25 protein-coding genes are annotated in these 24,620 nt (G+C 70.3%); 16 read left to right on the forward strand and 9 right to left on the reverse strand.

All coding sequences use genetic code 11. The features are described from left to right. Positions 1 to 19: 19 nt before the first annotated feature. Positions 20 to 487 carry a tRNA adenosine(34) deaminase TadA gene (gene tadA, locus ACRAWB_RS11460; RefSeq protein ID WP_431353441.1) on the reverse strand — a complete coding sequence of 156 codons (468 nt, stop codon included), beginning with the start codon at positions 485 to 487 and terminating at the stop codon, positions 20 to 22. Between the two features lie 38 nt (positions 488 to 525). Here tadA and upp point away from each other — a divergent pair, with 38 nt between their 5' ends. Together upp and ACRAWB_RS11470 are read left to right on the forward strand one after the other, a co-directional pair. Beyond that, positions 526 to 1,158 (forward strand): uracil phosphoribosyltransferase, encoded by a 633-nt coding sequence (gene upp / locus ACRAWB_RS11465; protein WP_064110720.1) that lies wholly within the window; start codon positions 526 to 528, stop codon positions 1,156 to 1,158. A 381-nt stretch (positions 1,159 to 1,539) separates the two neighbouring features. Then, the gene (locus ACRAWB_RS11470; protein ID WP_431353442.1) at positions 1,540 to 2,286 is read left to right on the forward strand and encodes a winged helix-turn-helix domain-containing protein; all 747 of its coding nucleotides are present in this window, start codon (positions 1,540 to 1,542) and stop codon (positions 2,284 to 2,286) included. A gap of 85 nt (positions 2,287 to 2,371) precedes the next feature. On the opposite strand, the gene ACRAWB_RS11475 is transcribed toward ACRAWB_RS11470, so the two are convergent. The 4 genes from ACRAWB_RS11475 to ACRAWB_RS11490 form a co-directional block, all read right to left on the reverse strand. After that, positions 2,372 to 3,199 carry an ABC transporter permease gene (locus tag ACRAWB_RS11475; RefSeq protein ID WP_431353443.1) on the reverse strand — a complete coding sequence of 276 codons (828 nt, stop codon included), beginning with the start codon at positions 3,197 to 3,199 and terminating at the stop codon, positions 2,372 to 2,374. Next, the gene (locus ACRAWB_RS11480; protein WP_431353444.1) at positions 3,196 to 4,242 is read right to left on the reverse strand and encodes an ABC transporter ATP-binding protein; all 1,047 of its coding nucleotides are present in this window, start codon (positions 4,240 to 4,242) and stop codon (positions 3,196 to 3,198) included. The genes ACRAWB_RS11475 and ACRAWB_RS11480 overlap by 4 nt, the downstream gene beginning before the upstream one ends. Before the next feature lie 112 nt (positions 4,243 to 4,354). Continuing rightward, positions 4,355 to 5,029: a PadR family transcriptional regulator gene (locus ACRAWB_RS11485; RefSeq protein WP_431353445.1), complete on the reverse strand. Its 675-nt coding sequence runs from the start codon at positions 5,027 to 5,029 to the stop codon at positions 4,355 to 4,357. 66 nt (positions 5,030 to 5,095) lie between these two features. Continuing rightward, complete coding sequence (locus ACRAWB_RS11490; protein ID WP_431353446.1) at positions 5,096 to 5,896, reverse strand: class I SAM-dependent methyltransferase; 801 nt, start codon at positions 5,894 to 5,896, stop codon at positions 5,096 to 5,098. Positions 5,897 to 6,213: 317 nt separating this feature from the next. On the opposite strand from ACRAWB_RS11490, the gene ACRAWB_RS11495 reads away from it, so the two are divergent. The 3 genes from ACRAWB_RS11495 (at position 6,214) to ACRAWB_RS11505 (ending at position 9,738) form a co-directional block, all read left to right on the forward strand. Continuing rightward, on the forward strand, positions 6,214 to 6,678 hold the full coding sequence (locus ACRAWB_RS11495; protein ID WP_431353447.1) for a MarR family winged helix-turn-helix transcriptional regulator: 465 nt from the start codon (positions 6,214 to 6,216) through the stop codon (positions 6,676 to 6,678). 130 nt (positions 6,679 to 6,808) lie between these two features. Next, a complete protein-coding gene (locus ACRAWB_RS11500; protein WP_431353448.1) occupies positions 6,809 to 9,241 on the forward strand; it encodes a transglycosylase domain-containing protein in 2,433 nt (810 codons plus the stop codon). Continuing rightward, complete coding sequence (locus ACRAWB_RS11505; protein WP_431353449.1) at positions 9,238 to 9,738, forward strand: TetR/AcrR family transcriptional regulator; 501 nt, start codon at positions 9,238 to 9,240, stop codon at positions 9,736 to 9,738. Before ACRAWB_RS11500 ends, ACRAWB_RS11505 begins: the two co-directional genes overlap by 4 nt. Before the next feature lie 7 nt (positions 9,739 to 9,745). On the opposite strand, the gene ACRAWB_RS11510 is transcribed toward ACRAWB_RS11505, so the two are convergent. The 4 genes from ACRAWB_RS11510 to ACRAWB_RS11525 all read right to left on the reverse strand — a co-directional run bounded on the left by ACRAWB_RS11510 (position 9,746) and on the right by ACRAWB_RS11525 (position 14,090). Next, a complete protein-coding gene (locus ACRAWB_RS11510; RefSeq protein WP_431353450.1) occupies positions 9,746 to 10,189 on the reverse strand; it encodes an SRPBCC family protein in 444 nt (147 codons plus the stop codon). A 74-nt stretch (positions 10,190 to 10,263) separates the two neighbouring features. Continuing rightward, positions 10,264 to 11,964, reverse strand: coding sequence for a glycoside hydrolase family 13 protein (locus tag ACRAWB_RS11515; protein WP_431353451.1), 1,701 nt, complete (start codon positions 11,962 to 11,964; stop codon positions 10,264 to 10,266). A gap of 9 nt (positions 11,965 to 11,973) precedes the next feature. Further along, the gene (locus tag ACRAWB_RS11520; RefSeq protein ID WP_431353452.1) at positions 11,974 to 12,882 is read right to left on the reverse strand and encodes a Gfo/Idh/MocA family protein; all 909 of its coding nucleotides are present in this window, start codon (positions 12,880 to 12,882) and stop codon (positions 11,974 to 11,976) included. Beyond that, the gene (locus ACRAWB_RS11525; RefSeq protein ID WP_431353453.1) at positions 12,879 to 14,090 is read right to left on the reverse strand and encodes an ROK family protein; all 1,212 of its coding nucleotides are present in this window, start codon (positions 14,088 to 14,090) and stop codon (positions 12,879 to 12,881) included. Before ACRAWB_RS11525 ends, ACRAWB_RS11520 begins: the two co-directional genes overlap by 4 nt. Before the next feature lie 139 nt (positions 14,091 to 14,229). On the opposite strand from ACRAWB_RS11525, the gene ACRAWB_RS11530 reads away from it, so the two are divergent. The 11 genes from ACRAWB_RS11530 (at position 14,230) to ACRAWB_RS11580 (ending at position 24,609) form a co-directional block, all read left to right on the forward strand. Beyond that, entirely contained in the window at positions 14,230 to 14,982 is a 753-nt protein-coding gene (locus ACRAWB_RS11530) for an amino acid ABC transporter ATP-binding protein (RefSeq protein WP_363806805.1), read from the forward strand. A gap of 66 nt (positions 14,983 to 15,048) precedes the next feature. Further along, on the forward strand, positions 15,049 to 15,987 hold the full coding sequence (locus ACRAWB_RS11535) for a glutamate ABC transporter substrate-binding protein (RefSeq protein ID WP_431353454.1): 939 nt from the start codon (positions 15,049 to 15,051) through the stop codon (positions 15,985 to 15,987). 92 nt (positions 15,988 to 16,079) lie between these two features. After that, positions 16,080 to 16,724 carry an amino acid ABC transporter permease gene (locus tag ACRAWB_RS11540; protein WP_431353455.1) on the forward strand — a complete coding sequence of 215 codons (645 nt, stop codon included), beginning with the start codon at positions 16,080 to 16,082 and terminating at the stop codon, positions 16,722 to 16,724. Further along, positions 16,721 to 17,674, forward strand: coding sequence for an amino acid ABC transporter permease (locus ACRAWB_RS11545; protein WP_431353456.1), 954 nt, complete (start codon positions 16,721 to 16,723; stop codon positions 17,672 to 17,674). Before ACRAWB_RS11540 ends, ACRAWB_RS11545 begins: the two co-directional genes overlap by 4 nt. Then, positions 17,667 to 18,662 (forward strand): asparaginase, encoded by a 996-nt coding sequence (locus ACRAWB_RS11550; RefSeq protein ID WP_431353457.1) that lies wholly within the window; start codon positions 17,667 to 17,669, stop codon positions 18,660 to 18,662. The genes ACRAWB_RS11545 and ACRAWB_RS11550 overlap by 8 nt, the downstream gene beginning before the upstream one ends. Then, positions 18,659 to 19,516 carry a copper homeostasis protein CutC gene (locus tag ACRAWB_RS11555; RefSeq protein WP_431353458.1) on the forward strand — a complete coding sequence of 286 codons (858 nt, stop codon included), beginning with the start codon at positions 18,659 to 18,661 and terminating at the stop codon, positions 19,514 to 19,516. Before ACRAWB_RS11550 ends, ACRAWB_RS11555 begins: the two co-directional genes overlap by 4 nt. After that, entirely contained in the window at positions 19,513 to 20,415 is a 903-nt protein-coding gene (locus ACRAWB_RS11560; protein WP_431353459.1) for an ROK family protein, read from the forward strand. The genes ACRAWB_RS11555 and ACRAWB_RS11560 overlap by 4 nt, the downstream gene beginning before the upstream one ends. A 139-nt stretch (positions 20,416 to 20,554) precedes the next feature. Further along, positions 20,555 to 21,010 (forward strand): MarR family winged helix-turn-helix transcriptional regulator, encoded by a 456-nt coding sequence (locus ACRAWB_RS11565; protein WP_431353460.1) that lies wholly within the window; start codon positions 20,555 to 20,557, stop codon positions 21,008 to 21,010. 20 nt (positions 21,011 to 21,030) lie between these two features. Beyond that, entirely contained in the window at positions 21,031 to 21,453 is a 423-nt protein-coding gene (locus tag ACRAWB_RS11570) for an organic hydroperoxide resistance protein (protein ID WP_431353461.1), read from the forward strand. Between the two features lies 1 nt (position 21,454). Continuing rightward, positions 21,455 to 22,432 (forward strand): zinc-binding dehydrogenase, encoded by a 978-nt coding sequence (locus ACRAWB_RS11575; RefSeq protein WP_431353462.1) that lies wholly within the window; start codon positions 21,455 to 21,457, stop codon positions 22,430 to 22,432. A 44-nt stretch (positions 22,433 to 22,476) separates the two neighbouring features. Next, a complete protein-coding gene (locus tag ACRAWB_RS11580; protein WP_431353463.1) occupies positions 22,477 to 24,609 on the forward strand; it encodes a S9 family peptidase in 2,133 nt (710 codons plus the stop codon). The last annotated feature ends 11 nt before the right edge of the window (positions 24,610 to 24,620 follow it).

Consider the following 24,620-nt stretch of genomic DNA (forward strand, 5'->3'; position numbering starts at 1 on the left):
TAGAGGCAGGCCCGAGCGCTCAGCGCTTCGCGCGGAAGAAGTCGAGCAGCACCTCGCCGCACTCCTCCGCGAGAACACCGGCGTACACCTGCACCTGGTGGTTCAGTCGCCGGTCGCGCAGCACGTCGTACACCGACCCTCCTGCGCCGGCCTTCTCATCCCACGCGCCGAAGACGACGGTCGGGACGCGCGCCGCGAGCACCGCGCCCGCGCACATCACACAGGGCTCGAGCGTCACGACGAGTGTGCATCCCTCGAGGTGCCAGTCGTCGCGCGTCGCGGCTGCGTCCCGCAGGGCCAGCACCTCCGCGTGCGCCGTCGGGTCGTGCCGCAGCTCGCGCTCGTTGCGGCCGCGGCCGATGACGCGGCCCTCCTCGTCGAGCACCAGCGCGGCGACCGGGACGTCGCCGGTGACGAACGCGAGCCGGGCGTCGTCGAGCGCGGCGCGCATCCACTGCTCGTACGAGCTGGGGACGGTCAGGCTCACGGGGGCTCCTCGGGGATGTTTCGGCTAGCCTTGAGCCTATGCGAGTGCACGTTGCGGACCACCCTCTCATCACCCACAAGCTGACGGTGCTCCGCGACGCGTCGACCCCGTCGCCGGTGTTCCGCCAGCTCACGGAAGAGCTCGTGACCCTGCTCGCCTACGAGGCCACGCGCGGCGTGCGCGTCGAGCCGGTCGAGATCCAGACTCCGGTCACCAAGACGACCGGCGTCGCGCTGAGCGAACCGCGTCCGCTGGTCGTCCCGATCCTGCGCGCCGGGCTCGGCATGCTCGAGGGGATGGTGCGGCTCATGCCCACCGCCGAGGTCGGGTTCCTCGGGATGGTGCGCAACGAGGAGACGCTGGAGCCGACGACGTACGCCGAGCGCCTGCCGATGGACCTGTCCGACCGCCAGTGCTTCGTGCTCGACCCGATGCTCGCGACGGGCGGCTCGTTGGGCGCCGCGATCGACTTCCTCTTCCAGCGCAACGCGGTGGATGTGACCGCCATCTGCCTGCTCGCGGCCCCCGAGGGTCTGGAGGCGCTGGAGAAGGCGACCGAGGGCCGCAATGTGACCATCGTCCTCGGCTCGCTGGACGAGCGGCTGAACGAGAACGGCTACATCGTGCCAGGTCTGGGCGACGCCGGCGACCGCCTCTACGGCACCGTGTAGCGGTCCGCAACATTACGTAATCATTTGACACGTCGAGTCATGATCGGTTTTACTGTCCTGCATGACTGACAACGCGCGTACCCTGACCTCCTTCGAGGCCCTTGGGAATGCCGGCATGATGATGGCCGGCCGCGACGCAGTCATGTGTTGCCGAATGTGCCGCTGATCTGACGACCATTCGCCGAGCAGCCGCCCTCCGACCGCACCCGGTCGTGACCTGGCGAACGCTCCCCGGGATCGCCGCAACCAGGCTCCCGCGCATCAGCCCTTTCTGACAGGGCACAACACGACACTCCCGCGAATCCCTGCACCTCCGCTTCATCGGCGGAGCATCGTCGCACATCGGGACGCGGAACATCATCATCGAAGGACTTGATCCCCATGTCTCTGGCTACCATCGACACCACCTACGCCCGCACCGCCACCGTCTCGCCCGTCGCCCCGGTCCGTCCGGCCCCCGTCGCGCCGGCCGCGGCCGCCGCCGCCGAGTCCGCTCCGCGCATCCGCGCCGTCCCGGAGGGCACCGAGGCTCGCGGCTTCGTGCTCTACGTCGGGATCGACGAGGCCAAGGCCCTCGCCGACGGCACCGACCTCGGCCGCATCGTGGAGGCGCTGAAGCGGCTGACCGCCGAGATCGCCCCCTCCGCCGAGACCTACGCCGCGGTCGCCCTGGCCCCCGCCGGCGCCGGCGGACGCGACGTGGATGTGGTCCGCCTCGCGCTGCAGGACCCGTCGGCGGTCGCCAAGCACCGCCAGACCGTGACGGTCGACGAGGACGAGGACCGTGCCGCTTCCGGCGTCGTCGTCGACATCTCGCGCAAGCGCCTGGTGCTCGACAACCAGACCGTCGCGCTGACGTACAAGGAGTTCGAGCTGCTGCAGTACCTGGTGCTGCGCGAGGGCCGGACGATCGAGCGCTCGGAGCTGATCAGTTCGCTGTGGAGCGACGCGGACGAGGACGAGGTGCCCAACGAGCGCACCATCGACGTCCACGTGCGCCGCCTGCGCTCCAAGCTGGCTCGCTACGAGGACATCGTGCGCACGGTCCGCGGCGTCGGCTACCGCTTCGACCGCCACGCCGACGTCTCCATCCGCTACGCGAGCGCCCCCTCCCCCGACCTCTTCTGAGCCCACCCCCGCAGCCCGCGCGCACAGGAAGAACGTCGCGATCCGGAGCGGACCACGACGTTCTTCCTGTGCTCGGCGGCTGCGGCTAGGTGGTGCGCTGGTAGGTGCGGAAGGCGGATGTGGCCCAGGCGGCCATGACGACCGCGAGCGCCAGCAGCAGGGCGGCGTGGAACCACAGGGTCGACCAGTCCGGGGTTGCACTCAGCGCCTGGCGGCCGACGATCACCGCCCACTCGAACGGGTTGTACGCGGCCACGTTCTGCACCCACTCCGGCGACAGCTTCGTGTTCATGATCGCCGAGCTGAGGAACATCAGCGGCAGCGTGATCAGCTGCGATATGCCGATCAGCGCCGTCTGCTCGCGAGCCAGCAGCGCCACCGCGTTCGACAGCGAGCAGAACACAGCGGTCAGCAGCACCACTCCGAGCAGGAGCAGCAGGATGCCGACCACCCCGCCCTCGAAGCGCGCCCCCGCCCAGAAGGCGATCCCGACCACCACGAGCGACTGCGCCACCGCGAGGATCGACTGGTACACCAGCGTCGAGACGATCATCGCCGCACGGTTGGTCGGCGACGTGAGGAACCGGTCCATCACGCCGCGGTCCATGTCCTGGATGTAGACGGTGCCCGACCACGCGCTGCCGAACAGCGCGAGCATCATGACGACGCCCGGTGTCAGGTACTCGAGGTAGCTCTGCCCGGCGTTGCCGAAGCCGGGGATCTCGATGACCGATTTGAACAGCTGCCCGAACAGCAGCAGCCAGATCACCGGCTGGACCAGGTTCATCACCAGGAACGCCGGCATCCGCCAGGCCGCCCGCAGCTGACGGCCGGTCAGCAGCAGGGTGTGGGTGAGGAAGGTCGGCCCGGTCCGACGGAGCGGGCGGGACGGTGCGAGGGTTGCGGCGGTCATGATGCGTCCTCCAGGACGAACTCGGCGGACTCCTGCGCCCGCGTGAAGGTGCGGCCGGTGTGCCGCAGGTAGACGTCGTCCAGGCTCGGCCGGGCGACCGTGGCGGAGGCGACGGCGACGCCCGCGGCCTCCAGCGCCGCGAGGGCGAGCGGGAGCGTGGCGGCGCCGACGTCGGCGCGGGCGCGCAGGGTGCGGCCGTCGCCGCCCACCTCGCGCAGCGCATCCACCCGTTGCAGGGTGGAGAGCCCGGCGAGTGGATCGGCGTCACCGGCCAGCTCGACCACGATGGCGTCGCCCCGGAGTCCGTTCTTCAGCTCCTCGGGCGTTCCCCCGGCGACGACCCGGCCGTGATCGACGATCGCGAGCCGGTCGGCGAGGCGGTCCGCCTCATCCAGATAGTGCGTCGTCAGCAGGACGGTCAGGTTCTCGGCCGCCGTCATCCGTTCGAGCTCCAGCCAGAGCTCGGCGCGCGCCTCCGGGTCGAGCCCGGTGGTCGGCTCATCCAGGAAGAGCACCTGCGGACGGTGCATGAGGCCGATCGCCACATCCAGCTTGCGGGCCATGCCGCCGGAGTAGGTCTTGACCTGCCGGCGCGCGTGCTCGGTGAGTCCGAAGCGGTCGAGCAGTTCGCGGGCGCGCGCCGCCGCATCCCGCCCGGGCATGCCCTGCAGGCGGCCGGCCAGGAGGAGGTTTTCAACCCCGGTGTCGGACGGGTCGGAGACCGGCTTCTGTGCGACGTACCCGATGGCCCGGCGTACGCGGGCAGGATGGCGGATGACGTCGATCCCGGCCACTGACGCCGAGCCGGAGTCGGGCCGTGCGAGCGTCGACAGGATCTTCATGGTGGTCGACTTGCCGGCGCCGTTCGGGCCGAGCAGCCCGAACACGGTCCCGGACGCGACCTCGAAGCCGAGGTCGTCGAGCGCACGAACGGGGGCTTGCCCCTGCCGCCGCTGTAGGTCTTCACGAGGTGGGCGGCGGCGAGTGCCGGCCCGGTTGCGGATGCCATGGTGGCTTTCCTCTCTGATCTGATGGTCAGCCACCGCAACGGGATATCCTGGAAGGAGCCCTCGGTGACTGTTGACGCAGGTTCCGAATGGAACGACTGAAGGTGTGGATGGCCGGAGAGTTGCCGCTCTCCGGCCATCGTTCTGTCTAGGCGCGGTACAGGGCGGCCGCCTCCTCCCCGAAGAAGCCGGCGGCGATGCGCTCGCTCAGCTCCTCCATCCCGACACCTTCGGCGAGCAGCCGGTGCAGCTGCTCCCAGCCCTCGTAGCCGCCGATCGAGCGGTCGCGGATGCGCGCGGCCAGATCGGCGACGAAGGCACGCTCGGCCTCGAGGACAGCCAGGCGGTAGTCGGACTCCACCATGAAAAGCTCTGGGAGCCCGCGGACCTGCTCGTGCAGCGTCCGTCGCGCCGCGAGGTCTGCGTCGATCCGGTCGCGGCGGCTCTCGAGCAGGTCGGCGGCGACCTCCGGGGGCAGCATCGGCAGCAGCGACAGCCCGGTCTCGATCGCCGGGTACTCCTTCACCGGCACCTCGATGAGCTCCCGCAGCCACTCCTCCGCCTCGGCGCGGCCGGAGTCGGTGATCGCGTAGACGACGCGCTCCGGACGGTTGCCCTCGCGCTCGGTCTGCGCCACCTCGATGAAGCCGTGCTTCTCGAGCGACTTGATGACGGCGTAGAGGGAGCCGAAGTTGAGGCGGATGCTGTCCTCCTTGCCCCGCTCCCGCATCGTGGTCGTCATCTCGTACGGGTACATCGGGCGCTCCCAGAGGCAGGCGAGCACGGCCAGGGCCAGCGGGTTGGACACCGCGCGCTTGGACATGGTCACCTCCACTCGCATCTGATTACTCTGAGTAGAGTATTCGATCCAGAGTGAATCTGTCCAGAGCTAGGCGGGATAGGCGCGATAGAAGAGTGTCTGCAACGGGATCTCCACCGGAGCCGGGCCGTACTCCACCTCGAGGCGCCGGGCGAGTTCGCGCAGGAGGGCCGGGATGTCGGCCGATCGCCGGCGCAGCTGGTCGGCGACCGGGTTGCCCAGGAGCAGTCCGTCGGCGAAGGCCGACCACGAGGCCACCCTCGAGGTGTGCGGGAGCACATCCACCCGGATGCGGCCGAACCCGGCCGCCTGAGCCTCGTCGCGCAGGTAGCCGACGTCGCTCAGTCCGAACGGCACCTGGTAGAACGTCGGAGGGTCGGCCGGGAAGGTCTCGGCGAGCAGCTGGTGCGTGATCGCGGCGAACCGGTTCTTCGCGTGGCTGTCCCAGACAGAGAAGTGGAAGACGCCTCGTGGAGCGAGCACGCGACGGGCCTCGCGGAAGCCGGCTGCGAGGTCTGGCAGGAACATGACGCCGAACTGGCACGCGACCGCGTCGAAGTCGCCCTCATGGAAGTGCAGGTGCTGGGCGTCGGCGACGTCGATGCGGGTGGATGCGGGCACCTTCTTGTGCGCCAGGTGCAGCATCGCCTCGTTGAGGTCGGTGACGACGAGCTCCGCGCGCGGGCTGTAGCGCGCGATCGCGGCGGACGAGATGCCGGTGCCGGCGGCGGTCTCGAGGATGCGGCCCGGCTCGGTCTCGGCGACCGCTCGCCCGAGCACGTCGGCGTAGTACTCGAACAGCACCGGCCCGAGGCCGGCGTCGTAGTGCGCGGGGATGTCGCCCCGGAAGGCCGCGGAGTCGTCGGTCACGCGGCGAGGATACCGCTCAGGTCATCGCTCGGGAGTGCATAGGAGATTCGCAGAAAAAATAACGACTTGATAACTAGATGCCGTTACCTCTTCGTTATATAGTTCAAGAGCAATGGTTGTTTGCTGTGGCAGCCATCGCGGAATGTGATTGCAGGACACTCTTGGTGCAAGGGAGAGGGCCGGCCGCTAGCCTCTGCGGCCGGCCCTCGATCTTTGCGCGGTGACCTCTCCATCCGCTTCCCGCCCGTGGTAACACGGATGTCGACGTACCCTCATGATGAGAAGATGCGAATGCATCGAGCATGAGGAGGAGAGTCATGACCGAGACCGCGACGCAGGGCTCACCCGGCCGCTCGCGCATCAGCGCGGTGGCGGCGTGGGAGTCGCTTTTCCGTGCGCAGGTCGCCGTCATGCGCACGCTGGCGGCCGAGTTCCCGACGCGGGACATCTCGTTCAACGAGTACGACGTGCTCTTCAACCTCTCGCGCCAGCCGAACCGCGAACTGCGGCTGCGCGACCTCAACAAGCACGTGCTCCTCACCCAGCCCAGCGTCAGCCGGCTCGTCGATCGTCTCGTCGCGCGCGGCCTCGTGGCCAAGGAGCCCGAGCCCTCGGACGCCCGCGGCACCGTGATCCGCCTGACCGATAAGGGATTCGAGATGTTCCGCCGCGTTGCGGTCGACCATGTGAAGACGATCAACGCGCGGGTCGGCAGCCGGCTGACCACCGACGAACTCGAGACGCTGGCTCAGCTCTGCGACAAGCTGCGCGAGAGCTCCTGACGCAACCGTCCACAGGTCCGGCGGCATTCGTTCTCTCCACAACCTGGACGTCGACCTCCCGGAGCGGTCACGACCGACGCGTATCATTGCCGCCACGGAAGAATGGTCTCGACGAGGGAGAACGTGACGCATGAGATGGGGATGGGCGCCTGCCCTTGCGGGATTCGTCGCGCTGAGCGGTCTGGCCGGCGTGCTCGCAGCAGCGGCGGTCACACCGGCGGTCGCGCTGACCGGCTCGGCGGCAGACTCCACCATCAGCGTCTTCGACGGCCTGCCTGAGTACATCAAGGTCGAGCCGCTGGCCCAGGCGTCGACGATGTACGCGCTGAGCAACGGGCAGCAGGTGCCGATCGCGACCTTCTACTCCCAGAACCGCATCGAGGTGGGCTGGGACGGCATCTCCCAGAACCTGAAGGACGCGGCGATCGCGACCGAAGATCCGCGCTTCTACGAGCACGGCGGCGTCGACGTCACAGGAACCCTGCGCGGCGCCGTCCTCACGGCACTGCACAAGTCGGTGCAGGGCGGTTCGTCCATCACCCAGCAGTACGTGAAGAACATCCTCGTGCAGCGCTGCGAGAACAAGCAGCCCGACCCGACGGCGACCGACGCGGTGCAGAAGAAGCAGCTCACCGCCTACGAGGCCTGCTACAACGACGCCACCAAGGTCGACCCGTCCCGCAAGCTCAAAGAGATGCGGTACGCGATCGGGCTCGAGAAGGAGTACTCGAAGAACGACATCCTGCAGAGCTACCTGAACATCGCGCTCTTCGGCGGCCGGGTCTACGGCGTGCAGTCGGCGGCCGAGTACTACTTCGGGGTCGGGGCGAAGGATGTGAACCTGCAGCAGGCGGCGACGCTGATCGCCATCCTGAACAACCCGGACAACCTGCGCATCGACAAGCCGAACAGCAAGGAGAACGGCGCGGCCGACGGGTACAAGGAGACCCTGGACCGGCGGAACTACGTGCTCGACCGGATGCTCGCCAACGGCAAGATCACCAAGGAGGAGCACGACGCCGCCCGCGCCACGAAGGTCGAGCCGAAGATCACGCCGACCCAGAACGGCTGCATGACGGCGCAGCAGTACAACGCGGCGTTCTTCTGCGACTACGTCGAGCGCGTCATCGAGCAGGACCCGATCTTCGGCAAGACCGAGGACGACCGCTCCAACTTCCTCACGCGCGGCGGGCTCAAGATCTACACGACGCTCAACCTCGACCTGCAGAACCAGGCGCAGGCGGCTGTGAGTTCGTACATCCCGCCGGCCGACCCGCGCCTCGACCTCGGCTCCTCGAACGTGGCGGTCGAAGTCGGCACGGGCCGGGTGGTCACCATGGTTCAGAACCGGCCGTACGACAACACGGCGGAGCCCGCTCCCTCGACCACGGCGGTCAACTACAACACCGACTACGCCTACGGCGGGTCGGAGGGCTTCCAGACGGGATCGGCGTACAAGGTCTTCGACCTGCTCGAATGGCTCAATGAAGGGCACTCGCTCTACCAATCGGTGAGCGGGACGCAACACGTCTTCCCGCAGACCTCGTTCCACTCCAGCGACCCGTGCAACGACATCGGCGGCGCTCCGTGGAACGTCTCCAACGACGAGGGCGAGTCGGTCTCGTCGACGAGCGTCATGAACGCGACCGCGCAGTCCATCAACACGATCTTCGCGAAGATGGCGACCTCGCTCGACCTCTGCGGCATCAAGCAGCGCGCGCAGGACCTGCTGGTTCACGGCGCGGACGAGGCGGCCAACCCCTACATGGCCAACCCGTCCTCGGTGCTCGGCACCAACTACATCGCACCGCTGACCATGGCGACCGCCTACGCGGGCCTCGCCAACAACGGCGTCGCCTGCAGCCCGATCGCGATCGACAAGATCATCAACGGCGACGGCAGCGCGCATGCGGTACCGAAGTCGCAGTGCTCGACGACTCCGATCGACCCCCAGGTCGCCGCGGCGGCGATCTACGCGCTCCAGGGCGTGCTGCGTGGCGGCGGCACCGCGGCCTCCGCGAACCCCGGCGACGGCATCCCCGTCTTCGGCAAGACCGGAACGACGGACGACTCGATCGAGAACTGGCTGGTCACATCCACCACGAAGGTCGCGCAGGCCACCTGGGTGGGCAACGTGCAGGGCGGAGTGGCACTCCGCAGCGTCAGCTTCCAGGGAATCGGCGGAGGCAACGTCAAGTTCGCCATCGCGAAGCGGGTCATCGCCGCGCTGAACGCCGCGTACGGCGGATCGGCGTTCCCGTCGCCCGCCGGCAAGTACACGACCGCTCCCCCGGCGCCGAAGCCTCCGACGACGGCGCCCGCCCCGGGTGCGCCGACGGCACCGGCACCCGGAGGCGGAGGTCGAGGGGGCGGCGGTCAGGGCGGCGGTCAGGGCGGTCCCAACCCCCGAAGAAGCCCTGAACAGCGCAACAGCTGCCTAGTCATCCGGCACGATATTCGGACTAGTGTTATCGCGTGGGCCGCACTCCAGATCCGAACCGCAAGCCGGAACTCCTCGCGCGCATCATGGACCATGTGGCGACCGAGCCGCTTTCGCGCATGACGTTCCGCAGTCTGGCGAGCGCTCTGGGCGTCAGCACCTACTCGTTCGTGTACCACTTCGGGTCGCGGCAGGAGATGATCGACGCCATCCTCGAGGAGGGCGTGCGCCAGCAGTCCGAGTCGCTGATCGGCGTGGATGTGACCGCTTTCGACCGCGATCAGTTCCGGGATTGGTACAAGGAGGCCTTCCGGCACTCGCTGCGCGAGAACAACCGGACGGCGCTGCGACTGCAGTTCGAGGCGGGCGCGCTCGAGCCGATCGACCCCGACATCGGGCAGCGCGTCACCGTCGCGTTCACCCAGTGGCGCGACACCGTGAAGTCATGGCTCAAGAAGCAGGGCATCGAGAGCCGCCGCGCCGGAGTCCTCGCGCACTGGCTGGTCGACTCCGCCGCCGGCCTGCACTTCGGCTTCCTGATCAGCGGCGACCGCAACGGCACCGTCCAGGCGTTCGACGTCTTCCTGACGGCGTTCCTGCGCGAGGCCTTCGGCGACTGACCGGCCGTCAGTCCTGATCGCGCTCGGCGACGGTCTTCACGCCGGCGAGCATCTGAGCCCAGTTCCCCTGCGCGTGCTCGGCGGCCTCACGGGTCGGGTTGTTGTCCTGATCGAGGGTGATGCGCGTCCCGCCGGGGATCGCATCCACCTCGAACCGGAGCGTGTGGTAGTTGTCGGGCTCGTCGGGCAGACCACTGAGCGGGCTGAAGTGCGTCAGCACGATCCGCCACGGCTCCTCGCGGTTCTCGAGCTCGATCACCCGCCCGTGATCCTCGAACAATTTCCCCTGCCATTCGCCGCGCCAGACGATCTTCGAGCCGACACGCCAGTCCGAGACGACCTCCGCCCCGAACATGATCTCGGGCCGCGCGCCGTTCGACGTGAGCACCTTCCACACCGTGCTGCGCGGGGCCGCCACGTCGATCTCCGCCCGTGCCACGTACTCGCCCATTTCCCCTCCCGGTTCGTGCCGCCTATCCCACACCCGCAGGAGCGGCCGCGCAAGACCGGCGCTGTGGCACCGCGTCAGCCGCGGGAGAGGACGACCGCCTCCCAGGGCCGCAGCACACCGCGCGGGGCGGCCGAGGCGCCGAGGTTCGAGAGCACCGGCTCCGCGTCCGACCAACCGGGCAGCTTGGCCGGGTCGAACGTCGCCTCGTCGCCGGTGAGATTCGCCAGCACGAGCAGCGCCCTGCCGCCGAGGGCGCGGGTGTACGCGAAGATCTGCGGATGCTCGGGCAGCACGAGCGTGTAGTCGCCGCGCGCCACCACGTCCGACCGGTGCCGGAGGTCGATCAGCGCTCGGTAGTGCGCGAAGACCGAGTCGTCGTCGGCGACCTCGGCCTCGGCGTTGATCTCGGCCGCGTTGGGGTTGGACGCGATCCACGGCGTCCCGGTCGTGAATCCCGCATTCGGGCCCGCGGTCCACTGCATCGGAGTGCGGGCGTTGTCGCGGCTGGTCCGCCGCAGCGCCGCCAGCACGACCTCTGCCGGGGCGCCCAGGATGTCGACCGCCTCGGCGTAGTGGTTGAGCGATTCGATGTCGCGGAAGTCGTCGATCGACGCGAACGGCACGTTCGTCATCCCCAGCTCTTCGCCCTGGTAGACGTACGGCGTCCCTCGCATCAGGTGGAGAACCGTTCCCAGCGCCTTGGCGGACGGGACGCGGTGCTCGCCGTCGTCGCCGAACCGGCTGACGACGCGCGGCTGGTCGTGGTTGTTCCAGTAGAGGCTGTTCCAGCCGACGTCCGCGAGCCCTTCCTGCCACTTCGACAGGTTGCGCTTGAGGTCGAGCACCGACGCCGGCCGGTGGTCCCACTTGCCGCCGGGGCCGTGATCGAGGTCGACGTGCTCGAACTGGAACACCATGTCGAGCTCACCGTTCGCCGGGTCGGTGAAGCGCCGCGCCTGCTCGACGTCGACGCCGGGCATCTCGCCGACGGTGAGGTAGCGGTCGCCGCGGCCGAGGAACACCCGCTGGTGCATCTCGTGCAGGAACTCGTGGATGCGCGGCCCCTGACCGAAGTAGGGGTACGCATTCCCGTACAGCGCGCCTTCCGGCACCTCGCCGTCGGGGAGGTCGGTGACCTTCGAGATGAAGTTGATGACGTCCATCCGGAAGCCGTCGACCCCGCGGTCGAGCCACCAGTTCATCATGTCGTAGACGGCCTCGCGCACCTCCGGGTTCTCCCAGTTGAGGTCAGGCTGTTTGCGGGAGAAGAGGTGGAGGTAGTATTCGCCGGTCTGCGGGTCGAGCTGCCAGGCGGGCCCGGAGAAGAAGGAGCCCCAGTTGTTCGGCTCTGCGCCGTGCTCGCCCGGCTGGTGCCCGGCGCGCGCCGGGCGCCACCAGTACCAGTCGCGCTTGGGGTTGTCGGTCGAGGACGCCGACTCGATGAACCACGGGTGCTCGTCGGAGGTGTGGTTGACCACCAGGTCCATGACCAGCTTCATCCCGCGGGCGTGCAGGCCATCGAGCAGTTCGTCGAAGTCCTCGAAGGTGCCGAACAGCGGATCGATCGCGCGGTAGTCGCTGATGTCGTAGCCGTTGTCGTCATGCGGCGACGCGTAGATCGGGGACAGCCAGACCACGTCAACACCGAGGGTCTTGAGGTAGTCCAGGTGCTCGATCACGCCGCGCAGGTCGCCGATCCCGTCGCCGTCGCTGTCCGCGAAGCTCCGCGGGTAGACCTGATAGACGACCGCCGACTGCCACCACTTGTCGTTCACGCGCCCACCCTACCCGAGCGGTACGCGCCGTCCCGTCCGCGCCGACTCGCGTGCGGCGAGCGCGACCCGCAGCGCGTCGACGGCGACGGCCACGGGGGCGGTCGCCGGCTCGGTTCCCTGCTCGATGCAGCCCAGGAAGTAGCGCGCCTGCTCGGCGAAGGCGTCCCCTGCGGAGGTGTCGGCCGTATCCACTGCGACGTCCCCGACGACCTCCAGCGTTGAGCGGAACGGCGCACCGGCGGGCAGGTCCGACGCGTGCAGCAGCTGCGCGATCCCGCCCTCCGCGTATTCGACGGTCGTGACGACCGGGGTGCCGAAGCCGTCGCCCTCGAGCGGGACGCTGGTGACCGCGACCGCGCGCCCGAGGTAGGCGTTCGCCTGGTCGATGTCGTGGATGCCGAAGTCCACGAGCATGCCGCCGGACCGCTCCTCGTCCTTCAGCCAGTCGTAGCCGACAGGCGCATCCGAGATGCGGGAGGCGCGCACGACCCGCGGCCGGCCGACCGACCCGGCGGCGACGCGGGCGGCGAGCGCGGCGTAGCCCGGGAAGAAGCGGACGACGTGCGCGACCATCAGCCTCCCCGCCGCTCGGGATGCCGCGTCCACCACTCGCTGCGCGTCCTCCAGCGTCAGCGCGATCGGCTTCTCGAGCAGGACGTGACGCCCGGCCTCCAGCGCTTCGATGGCGAGCAGCGCGTGCGACGGCGTGGGCGTGCAGATAGACACGATCGTCAGGTCGGGATCGGCGAGCGCAACGGCGAGCGATGTGGCCCAGCGGGCGCCCGGCGCATCCCGCAGCTCCGGACGCCGCCGCGGCGAGACGACCCACCGCACCGGCACGCCGACCCGGGCCCAGGCCGTCGCGTGCGCTTGCCCCATCCGTCCTGCACCGACGACGGCGACGCCATGCGCGGTCATCGCACGACGAGGTCGACGCGCGACGGGTCGAACAGCGCGTCGAGGATGAGCCGGCCGGCACCGCGGATGCCCGCGTTCTCCTTGGCCGAGCTCACGGCGATCTCGAGCTGGTCGGTGATCATCGGCAGGCAGTCGGAGTAGATGGCCGATCGCACCCCGGCGACGAACGCCTCCGCCTCCCCCAGGATGCCGCCGAGCACGAGCCGCTGCGGGTTGAAGAAGTTCATGATCGTCGCGAGGACGCCGCCGGTGCGCAGGCCCGCCTCCCGCAACTCCTGTGTGGCGCGGGGATGCGCGTCGCGCGCGAGCGCCAGCACCTCGCGGGTGTCGGCGATGTCGACCCCGGAGGAGCGCAGGGCCTGTACGATCGCGGCGCCACCGGCCACCGCATCCAGGCAGCCGATCCGCCCGCACGAGCACAGTACCGCCGGGGCGCCCGGGACGGTGACGTGGCTGATGTCCCCGGCCATCCCGTGGAAGCCGTGATAGACGCCGCCGAAGGCGATGATGCCGCAGCCGATGCTCGACCCCGCCTTGACGAAGACCAGCTCGCCGACATCCGCGCCCCCGGCGGCGAGGGTGTCGTACTCCCCGAGCGCCATCAGGTTGGCGTCGTTGTCGACGGCGGCCGGGAGACCGGTGATGCGGGTGAGCTCGGCCGCGACGTCCACGCCGTTCCAGCCGGGCATGCGCGAGGGCGAGACCATGCGACCCGTGGTCGAGTCGACCGGGCCGGGCAGGCCGATCCCGAACCCGCGGAGGGTCTGCCCGGGTTGCGCGTGCTCGGCGGTCAGCTCTGCGGCGACCTCGGCGATCCAGCCGAGCACGGCCGCCGGGCCTGTGCTGATGTCCATCGACTCGTTCCGGGAGGCGAGGAGGCGGCCGCCGAGGTCGATGAGCCCGAAAGTTGCATGGTGCGAGCCGAGGTCGGCAGCGCAGACGACGCCGGTGGACGCATCCACTTCGAGGGCGCGGGGGCGGCGCCCTCCGTGGGAGACTCCGGCACCCGCCTCGCGCAGGTAGCCGGCGGCGATGAGCGCGTCCACGCGCTGCGAGACAGTCGACGGAGAGAGGCCGGTGCTGCGTGCGATGTCGGCGCGCGACCGCGAGCGGCCGGAGCGGACGAGGTCGAGGATGCCGCCGGGGGTGCCCGGACCGGCGTGGACCGGCGTCCCCTCGACCGTGCTCGGCCCCATCGTGCTCACCATCGGCGCGTCCCCTCGTTTCGTAGAGAATACTGTACCGACTTCGTTCGATATCGCATTAACTAATTTCGATATTGCGATTATTGGCGGTTACTTAGTACGCTCATCGAAACCTGCCCGACAACGATGCGAGGAACCACCGATGACAGCAACGGACGCCCGGCCGATGGTGAGTCTGCGCGCGGTCGACAAGCACTTCGGCGACCTCCACGTGCTGCAGAACATCGACCTCGACGTCGCCGAGCGCGAGGTCGTCGTCGTGGTCGGCCCCTCCGGGTCGGGCAAGTCGACCCTGTGCCGTTCCATCAACCGGCTGGAGACGATCGACTCCGGCGAGATCCGCGTCGACGGCGAGCTGCTGCCGGAGGAGGGCGCACCACTCGCGAAGCTGCGCGCCGAGGTCGGCATGGTCTTCCAGTCGTTCAACCTGTTCGCGCACCGCACGATCCTCGACAACGTCACGCTCGCTCCGCTCAAGGTCCGCAAGCTCGGCAAGGACGCGGCGCGCGCCCAGGCGATGGAACTCCTCGACCGCGTGGGCATCGCCGACAAGGCGGACAGCCACCCCGCACAGCTCTCCGGCGGACAGCAGCAGCGCGCCGCCATCGCCCGCGCACTCGCCATGCAGCCGAAGGTCATGCTCTTCGACGAGCCCACCAGCGCGCTCGACCCCGAGATGGTCGGCGAGGTGCTGGATGTGATGACCTCCCTCGCCAAGGAGGGCATGACGATGATCGTCGTCACCCACGAGATGGGCTTCGCCCGCCGTGCCGCCGATCGCGTGGTCTTCATGGACCGCGGGCAGATCGTCGAGCAGGCGCCGCCCGCCCAGTTCTTCGACTCGCCGGCCACCGCGCGGGCGCAGTCGTTCCTGGCCTCCGTGCTGTCGCACTGACAGCGCGGGGCCGCGCACCACCGCTCCACATCACACCCCCGCCCACATCAGAAAGGGATGCATCCCATGACCCGCAGCATCCGCAGGAAGAGCGCCGTCGCCGGCGTCCTGCTCGCCGCCGTGACGCTCGCCGTCACCGCGTGCTCCGGAAACACGGCACTGCCCGGCAGCGACGCCAGCTCGACCGCGTCCGGAGACTCCGTGCTGGCCGGCGCGCCCGTCGCGAAGGCCGACCTCATCCTCTCCGGCTCCACCATGGAGAAGATCAAGAAGCGCGGCAAGCTCATCGTCGCCGAAGCGCTCGACGCCCCGCTGCTCTCGCAGCAGGACCCGACCGACCCCAGCAAGGTGAACGGCTTCGACGCCGAGCTCGCCAAGCTGCTCGCGACCTACATCATCGGCAAGCCGAACGTGGAGATCGTCCCGCCGGCGTCGGAGACCCGCGAGGCGATGCTCCAGAACGACACCGTCGACGTGGTGTTCAACACGTACACGATCACCGAGGAGCGCGCCAAGCAGGTCGACTTCGCCGGTCCGTACTTCGAGTCCGGCCTCGCGGTCGCCGTCAAGAGCGACAACAAGGACATCAAGAGCTACAAGGACCTCGACGGCAAGAACGTCATCGTCGGCGCCAACACGCCGGCCGTGACCGAGGTGCCGAAGATCGCCCCGAAGGCGACCGTCACCGCGTTCGGGACCGACCCGGCCGCCGTGCAGGCGCTCATCCAGGGCCGTGGCGACGCCTATGTGCAGGACTACACCCTGCTCGCCAGCGACGCCGCGAGCGAGAAGCAGATCAAGGTCGTGGGCCAGCCCTTCACCAAGGAGCCCTACGGCATCGGCCTCAAGCACGGTGACGACGACTTCAAGAAGTTCGTCAACGAGTGGCTGAAGACCATCCAGAAGGACGGCCAGTGGGGCAAGGCGTGGAAGACCACGCTCGGCACCGTGACCGACTCCGACGTGCCGACGGCCCCCGAGATCGGCTCGGTCCCCGGCTCCTGACAGACCGGCCGGATGCGCGTGGAGGCGACCCCCACGCCCGCGCGCATCCGGCCTCCCACCCCCTTCTTCCACCCGCGCTCGACGAGAGAACGATGAACCCCCTGATCGACAACCTGGGACCGCTGGTCCAGGCGCTCGGCACCACGCTGCTGATGGCCGTCGTGGCAGGCGTCGGCTCCATCGCGCTCGGCGTGCTGGTGACGATCGCGCGCGTCAGCCCGATCCCGGTGCTGCGCGCCGCGGCCTTCCTCTACGTGCAGTTCTTCATCAACGTCCCGCTGCTGGCTCTGCTCCTGCTCGCGGTGTTCGCGCTGCCGGATGCGGGCATCCTGCTGCCGCTGACGCCGACCGCGATCATCGTGCTCACCGTGTACGAGGCGGCCTACGTGGCGGAGGCCGTGCGCTCCGGAGTGAACACCGTCCCGGTCGGTCAGGTGGAGGCGTCCCGCGCCCTCGGGCTGACGCTCTGGCAGTCGCTGCGGTACGTCGTCGTGCCGCAGGCACTGCGCGCCGTCGTGCAGCCGATCGGCAACGTCATGATCGCGCTCGCGATGAACACCGCCCTCGCCGCAGCGGTCGGGGTCGTCGAGCTCACCGCCGAGGTCAACAAGGTCAACCTCGTCGCGGCGCAGCCCATCCTGATCTTCTCGAGCGCCGGACTCGTGTACATGGCCATCGCCCTCGCCATCGGCCTCGCCGCCGGCTGGGTCGAGCGGAAGGTGGCGATCACCCGATGACCGCGCAGCTCATCCCCGACCGTCCGGCGCCGATCCGCGCCAAGCGCACGAAGCGCCGCTACGACGCCGCCTTCATCTACGACGTCCCCGGACCGCGCGGGCGTCGCAACATCCTCGTCGGGTCGATCGTCAGCGTCCTGATCTTCGCCGTCGTCGTCGGCCTGGGGCTCTGGCAGTTCGCCTCGCACGGTCAGCTCGATCCCGCGCGCTGGGCGCCGTTCACCGAATGGGCGATCTGGCAGTACCTGCTGGTCGGCCTGCTCGGAACGCTGGAGGCCGCCGCGATCGTCGCCGTGCTCGGGGCGTTCCTCGGCGTGCTGCTCGCGCTCGGCCGGGTCAGCCACGTCCGCTGGGTCCGGTTCGTCTGCGGGCTCTACATCGAGATCGCGCGCACGGTGCCCGTGCTGCTGGTGATCTACCTCATGCTCTTCGGCCTGCCGCAGATCGGCATCAACCTGCCGACGCTGTGGAAGCTCGTCGTGCCGCTGACCATCGCGAACGCGGCCGTCTTCGCCGAGATCGTGCGCGCCGGCATCCTGAGCCTGCCGCGCGGGCAGCGGGAGGCGGCGCTCAGCCTCGGGATGCGGCCCACGCAGGCCATGACGTACGTGGTGCTGCCGCAGGCGATCCGGAACGTGACACCGTCGCTGGTGACACAGTTCGTGAGCCTCCTCAAGGACACGTCGCTCGGCTACATCGTCGCGTTCACCGAGCTGCTGTACCGCGGCCAGGTGCTGGCGTCGTACCTGCACCTCCTCATCCCGACCTACGTCGCCGTGACCGTGATCTACCTGATCGTCAACGGCAGCCTGTCGGCGTTCGCCTCGCGGCTGCAGCGCGGGTCGCGCCGCCGCACCACCGCGCCGCCGACCCTTCCGTCCCTTCCCGTCGTCGCCGCCGTCGAGCACGACGACGACGCCGCCGTCACCCCGAGAGCCGATCATGCCTAGCGCCGCCCCCACCGTGTCCACCCTCGCCGAGCTCGCCCTGGTGCGGCGATCGGGACTGATCGAGAGCCGGCACTTCGGCAGCCTCGTCGCCCTCGACCCGGCGGGAAACCCGCTGATCGAGCTGGGCGACCCGGACGCGGTCGTGCTGCCGCGCAGCACGGTGAAGCCGCTGCAGGCGCTCGCGTGCCTGACGGCGGGCGCGCCGCTGACCGGTCCGGAGCTGGCGATCGCGGCCGGCAGCCACACGGGCGAGGACGAGCACGTGCGCCTGGTGCGCTCGCTGCTCGCTCGGGCCGGCGTCGACGACGCGGCACTCGGCTGCCCGGTCGACCGGCCGGAGGACGAGGCGACGTTCGAGCGGATGCTGCGCGACGGCGAGGGTCGGTCGCGGGTCCGGATGAACTGCTCCGGCAAGCACGCCGCGATGCTGCTCGCCGCCGCGACCAACGGCTGGCCCACCGACGGCTACCTCGACCCGTCTCACCCGCTGCAGCAGCACGTCCGCGCCACGATGGCCGAGGCGACCGGCGTGCCGGTCGGCCACGACGCGATCGACGGCTGCGGCGCACCGTTGTTCGGCACCAGCGTGCGCGGCATCGCCCGCGCCTTCGGCCGCCTCGTGCAGGCCGAGCCCGGGACGCCGGAGCGCGCGGTGGCGGACGCCATGCGCGAGCACCCCTACTACGTCGGCGGCAGCGGTCACCAGAACACGACGCTGATGGAGACGGTCCCCGGCGCGCTCGCGAAGGGCGGCGCCGAGGGCGTGATCGGTGTCGCGGCGGCCGACGGCACTGCGGTCGCGATGAAGATCGTGGACGGCAGCCCGCGTGCGACGACGCTGATCGCGCTGCGCGTGCTGGAGGCGCTGGGCACCCCGATCGCGGACGCCCGCGCCCTCGTCGACCTGCCGGTGCTCGGCGGCGGCGTCCCGGTCGGCGCGATCGAGCCCGGCGCGGACCTCACGGCCGCGCTGGAGCGCGTCGCGTGACCGTCGTCGAGATCTGCCTGGACGACCTCGCCGGCGTCCGCGTCGCCGAGGAGGCGGGAGCGGACCGGGTGGAGCTGTGCGCGGCACTGTCCGAGGGCGGCATCACCCCGTCGGTCGGGACCGTCGCGGGCGCGCTTCGCGCTGCGACGCGGATCGGCATCCAGGTGCTCATCCGACAGCGGCCCGGGGACTTCGTCTACGACGAGGACGAGGTGCAGGCGATGGTGGACGACATCCACTCGCTGCGCGTGCTGCCTCACTCGGCGTATGTGGCGGTCGGATTCGTCGTCGGGGCGCTGCGTCCGGACGGCCGGATCGACGTGGACGCGACGCGTCGGCTCGTGGCGGCGTGCGGGGACGCGCCGGTGACGTTCCACAAGGCGTTCGACCAGGTGCCGGACCGCACGGAGGCGCTGGAGCGGTTGGTGTCGCTCGGCGTCGCGCGGGTGCTGACGTCGGGTGGCGCGGCGACCGCGGCGGAGGGAGCGGAAGCCCTCGCGTCGCTCGTGGCGCAGGCGGGCGACCGGATCGCGGTGCTCGCCGGAGGCGGGGTGCGGCCGGGCAACGCGGCGGATCTGGTGGCGCGGACGGGCGTTCGGGAGGTGCACCTGCGGGCGCAGGAGTCGGTCGCGACAGCCGCGGCGGGTGCGCCGACGGCGTACGACGCGGGGACGCGGGAGGTCACGTCCGCGGAGGTCGTGCGGGCTGTGGTGGAGGCGGTCGGTGGTGTAGCTCATGCCACGGGGCAGGGCGGCGGAGACCCCGAGGCGGGCCGCACTGGCGCCGGCGCGACGCGCGGTGGTGCCGGCGGCGGCCGCTCTGACGAGCACGCCGCCTCGGAGGGCGCCGCGTGAGCGGGTCGCCCGTCGTCCTCGCCGTGGACCTCGGCGGGACGGCCATGAAGGGTGCGGTCGTCACGGAGGACGGCACCGCCGTCGCCGAGTCGACGCGTCCGACTCCCGCCGACGGCATCCTCGGCTCGCTCGTCGCCATGCTCGAGGAGCTGCGGCGGACCGCGGGCGACGACGGTCACGACGTGGTCGGTGCGGGGGTGGCGACGCCGGGGATGCTCGACGAGCAGCGCGGGCTCGTGCACTATGCGTCCAACTTGGGCTGGCGCGACGTGCCGCTCCTCGACATCCTCCGCTCGGAACTCCGCCTGCCCGTCGCCGTCGGCCACGACGTGCGCGCGGCCGGCCTCGCGGAGCGCAGCACCGGCGCGGCCCGCGGCTTCGGCGACTTCGCCCTTGTGCCGATCGGCACCGGCGTGGCCGCCGCCCTCGTCTCGTCCGGCGGCGCCGTGACCGGCGCGACCGGCGCCGCCGGCGAGTTCGGCCACATCCCCGTCATCCCCGGCGGTGAGCCCTGCACCTGCGGCCAGCGCGGCTGCCTCGAGGTGTACATGTCCGGCGCAGGCGTGGCGCGGCGCTACCGCGCGGCCGGCGGTGCCGACCTCAGTACGCGGCGGGTCGTCCAACGGCTGGGCACCGACCCGATCGCGGACCGCGTGTGGTCGGAGGCGCTGGACGTCCTCGCGCAGGGCCTCAACATCCTGACCCTGCTGCTCGACCCCGGCCTGATCGTGCTCGGCGGTGGGGTCTCCCACGCCGGGGATGCGCTGTTCGGACCCCTCGGCGAGCGGATGTCCGCCGGTCTCGCCTGGCGCGACCGCCCGCCGGTCGTGCGCAGCGCCCTCGGCGGCGACGCCGGCCGCGCCGGCGCCGCCCTGCTCGCCTTCGCCGCCGCCCGCTGACGCGCGCCCTCTCTGCTTGACGGATCGCGGATGCGTCTGCTCGGCCCAACACGCCGCTATGACCGTTGGTTTAACGGCGTGTTGGGCCCAGTAGGTGAGTTGAGTTGTGCACAACTGAATTGTGTGCAATCGTGAAGGCATGCCCGTTACGGACGAGATGGTGTGCTTCTCGCTCTACGCAGCGACCCGCGCCACGACCCAGGCGTACCGCACGCTGCTGGAGCCGTGGGGCCTCACGTACCCGCAGTACCTCGTGCTCATCACCCTCTGGGTGGAGGGCGACCAGACCGTGTCGTCGCTCGGCGACCACCTGCAGCTCGACTCCGGGACGCTGTCCCCGCTCCTGCGCCGCATGGAGCAGTCCGGGCTGGTGAAGCGCGAGCGCCGCGGCGACGACGAGCGCGTCGTGACCGTCACCATCGGCGAGCGCGGCCGCGAGCTGCGCCCGGAGCTGGCGCACATCCCGGCCCGGATCGCCGCGGGCACCGGCCTGCCCGATCAGGAGGCCGCCACCGCCCTCATCGACACCCTCCACCGTCTCACCGAGACCATGCACGCCGCCACCGCGGAGCGCACGGTCGCCCCGACGAACTGAACCCCCTCAGAAAGGAACTCATGAACGTCCTCTACACCGCGGAAGCCCTCTCCACCGGAGCCGGCCGCGACGGCCGTGTCGCCACCAGCGACGGCACCTTCGCGCTCGACCTCGCCATCCCGAAGGAGATGGGCGGCTCGGGCTCCGGCACCAACCCCGAGCAGCTGTTCGCCGCGGGGTATGCGGCGTGCTTCCACTCGGCGCTGCAGGCGGTCGCCCGCAGCCAGAAGGTGAAGATCGACGACTCGTCGGTCGGCGGCCGCGTGCAGATCGGCCCCAACGGCCAGGGCGGCTACCAGCTCGCGGTGCTGCTCGAGGTCGTGCTGCCGGGTCTGGAGGCGGAGCAGGCGCGGGCGCTCGCGGATGCGGCGCACCAGGTCTGCCCCTACTCGAACGCCACGCGCGGCAATATCGACGTGCAGATACTGGTCTCGGAGGACTGACATGAAGGCGCTCATCCACCACGAGTTCGGCGACCCAGCCCAGGTGCTGGCCACCGAGGAGCGTCCGCTCCCCGAGCCCGGCCCCGGAGAGGTCCGCGTCCGCCTGCTGCTCTCCCCCATCCACAACCACGATCTGTGGACCGTCCGCGGCACCTACGGCTTCAAGCCCGAGCTGCCCGCGCAGGCCGGCACCGAAGCGCTCGGGGTCGTGGACGCGCTCGGCGAGGGCGTCGATCAGCTCACGGTCGGCCAGCGGGTCGTCACCGGCGGGACGTTCGGCGTCTGGAGCGAGTACTTCGTCACCCGAGCCGCCGGGCTCATCCCCGTCCCGGACGGGCTCCCCGACGAGTCCGCCGCGCAGCTGGTCTCGATGCCGTTCAGCGCGATCAGCCTGCTGGAGTCGCTGGACCTGAGCGAGGGCGACTGGCTCATCCAGAACGCCGCGAACGGGGCCGTCGGCCGGATGGTCGCGCAGCTCGGCGCCGCCCGCGGGCTCAACGTCGTCGGGCTGGTCCGCCGGTCCGCCGGCGTCGACGAGCTCCGCGCGCAGGGCATCGACCGGGTCATCGCCACCGACGACGACGGCTGGCGCGACCGCCTCGCCGAGATCACCGGGGGCGCCCCGATCCGCGTGGGCGTCGACTCGGTCGGCGGGTCCTCCGCCGGCGACGTGCTGTCGACGCTCGCCGAGAACGGCACGCTCGTCGTGTTCGGCGCCATGGCGTCCCCGACCCTCGAGCTCGCGTCGGGCGACATCATCTTCAAGCAGGCCACCGTGAAGGGGTTCTGGGGCAGTGTCGTCAGCCGCGAGATGCCCGCCGACATCCGCGGCCGGCTGTTCCAGGAGCTGTTCGCGCACATCCTCGACGGGACGCTGACCCTCCCGGTCGCGAGCATCCACTCCTTCGACGAGATCGCGTCGGCTGTCGCCGCGAGCGGCGAGGCCGGCCGCGTCGGCAAGGTGCTGCTGCGTCCCTGACCGCGACCCCGGCAGGGGTGGGCTGCGCCCGATAGCCTGGGCTCATGCTCACCCCGCCGGTCACGCCGAAGAAGCCCGTCGAACGCACCCACCACGGCGACGTCTACGTCGACGACTACGAGTGGCTGCGCGAGAAGGACGACCCGGCGGTCACCGCGCACCTCCACGAGGAGAACGCGTACACCAACGCCCGCACCGAACACCTGTCCGTGCTGCGCGAGCAGATCTTCGACGAGATCAAGGCCCGCACCCGCGAGACGGACATGAGCGTCCCGGTGCGCGAGGGCGACTGGTGGTACTACACCCGCACGGTCGAGGGGAAGCAGTACGGCATCCACTGCCGCGCCCCCATCGCCTCCGCCGATGACTGGGTGCCGCCGGTGCTCGACGAGGACGCGCAGCAGAACGGCCTCCCCGGCGAGCAGATCCTGCTCGACGACAATGTCGAGGCCGAGGGCCACGACTTCTACGCGCTCGGCAGCTTCGACGTCAGCGCCGACGGCACGCGCCTGCTCTGGGCGGTCGACACCGAGGGCGACGAGCGCTACACGCTCCGCGTCCGGTCGCTCACCGACGACGGCGCCGCCTTCCCCGACGAGATCGCCGGGACGGCCGGCGGTGCGCTGTTCGACCAGACCGGCGCCTACGTCTTCTACACGACGGTCGATGACTCCTGGCGCCCGGACACCGTCTGGCGTCACCGCGTCGGCGACGGCCCGGACGTCGATGACGTCCAGGTCTTCCACGAGCCGGACGAGCGCTTCTGGATCGGCGTGGGCCTCACCCGCAGCCGACGGTTCCTCGTGATCGAGGCCGGCTCCAGCATCACCAGCGAGGCGTGGCTGCTGCGCTCGGACGACCCGACCGGCGAGTTCCGCGTCGTCTGGCCGCGGAAGGACGGCGTCGAATACGACGTCGAGCACGCGGTGGTCGGCGGCCACGACCGGCTGCTGATCGTGCACAACGACGACGCCGTCAACTTCGAGCTGGTCAGCGTCTCGGCCGACGACCCGCAGGGCCCCAAGCGCATCCTGCTCCCCCATGACCCCGCTGTGCGGCTGGAGGGTGTGGATGCGTTCCGCGACTTCGTCAGCGTCGAGTACCGACGCGAGGGCATGACCCGCGTCGCGGTGGCACGGCTGCCCCACGACGGCGTGCCCAAGGACGACACCCCGCACGAGCTGCACTTCGACGAGGAGCTGTTCACCGTCGGCGTCGGCGGCAACCCCGAGTGGACGCAGCCGTTCCTCCGCCTCGGCTACGGCAGCTTCGTCACGCCGTCGACCGTCTACGACTACGACGTGGCGACCGGCGAGCTCGCCCTACGCAAGCAGCAGCCCGTGCTCGGCGGCTTCGACCCGTCGCTGTTCGAGCAGCGCCGCGAGTGGGCCGTCGCCGAGGACGGGGCGCGGGTCCCGATCTCGCTCGTCTACCGCCGCGACCTCGTCACCCCGGGCGAGCCTGCACCGTTGGTCCTTTACGGCTACGGCTCGTACGAGGCCAGCATGGACCCGTCGTTCGGCATCCCGCGCCTGAGCCTGCTCGACCGCGGCGTCGTCTTCGCCATCGCTCATGTGCGCGGCGGCGGCGAGCTCGGCCGGCTCTGGTACGAGAACGGCAAGGAGCTGCACAAGAAGAACACCTTCACCGACTTCGTCGCCGCCGCCCGGCACCTGGTCGACCGCGGCTGGACCGAGCCGTCCCGGATGGCGGCGCAGGGCGGCAGCGCCGGCGGCCTGCTGATGGGCGCGGTCGCGAACCTCGCGCCGCGCGACTTCGCCGGCATCCTCGCCGAGGTGCCGTTCGTGGACCCGCTCACCAGCATCCTCGACCCGTCCCTGCCGCTGACGGTGATCGAGTGGGACGAGTGGGGCGACCCGCTGCACGACCCCGAGGTCTACGACTACATGAAGTCGTACTCGCCGTACGAGAACGTGCATCGGACCACGTACCCACGCATCCTCGCGATCACGAGCCTCAACGACACGCGCGTGCTCTACGTCGAGCCGGCGAAGTGGGTCGCCAAGCTGCGCGAGGTGGGCGCGGACCCGCTGCTCAAGATCGAGATGGCCGCGGGCCACGGAGGCGTCTCCGGGCGGTACGCCGCCTGGCGCGAGCGGGCGTTCGCCCTGGCGTGGCTGCTCGACGTCGTCGGCGCCCATCCGTCGGGTGAGTAAGCGGGGTGGCG

Origin of the sequence: Leifsonia poae, assembly GCF_050632865.1 — a bacterium.
In the GTDB taxonomy this organism is placed as follows: domain Bacteria; phylum Actinomycetota; class Actinomycetes; order Actinomycetales; family Microbacteriaceae; genus Leifsonia; species Leifsonia poae_B.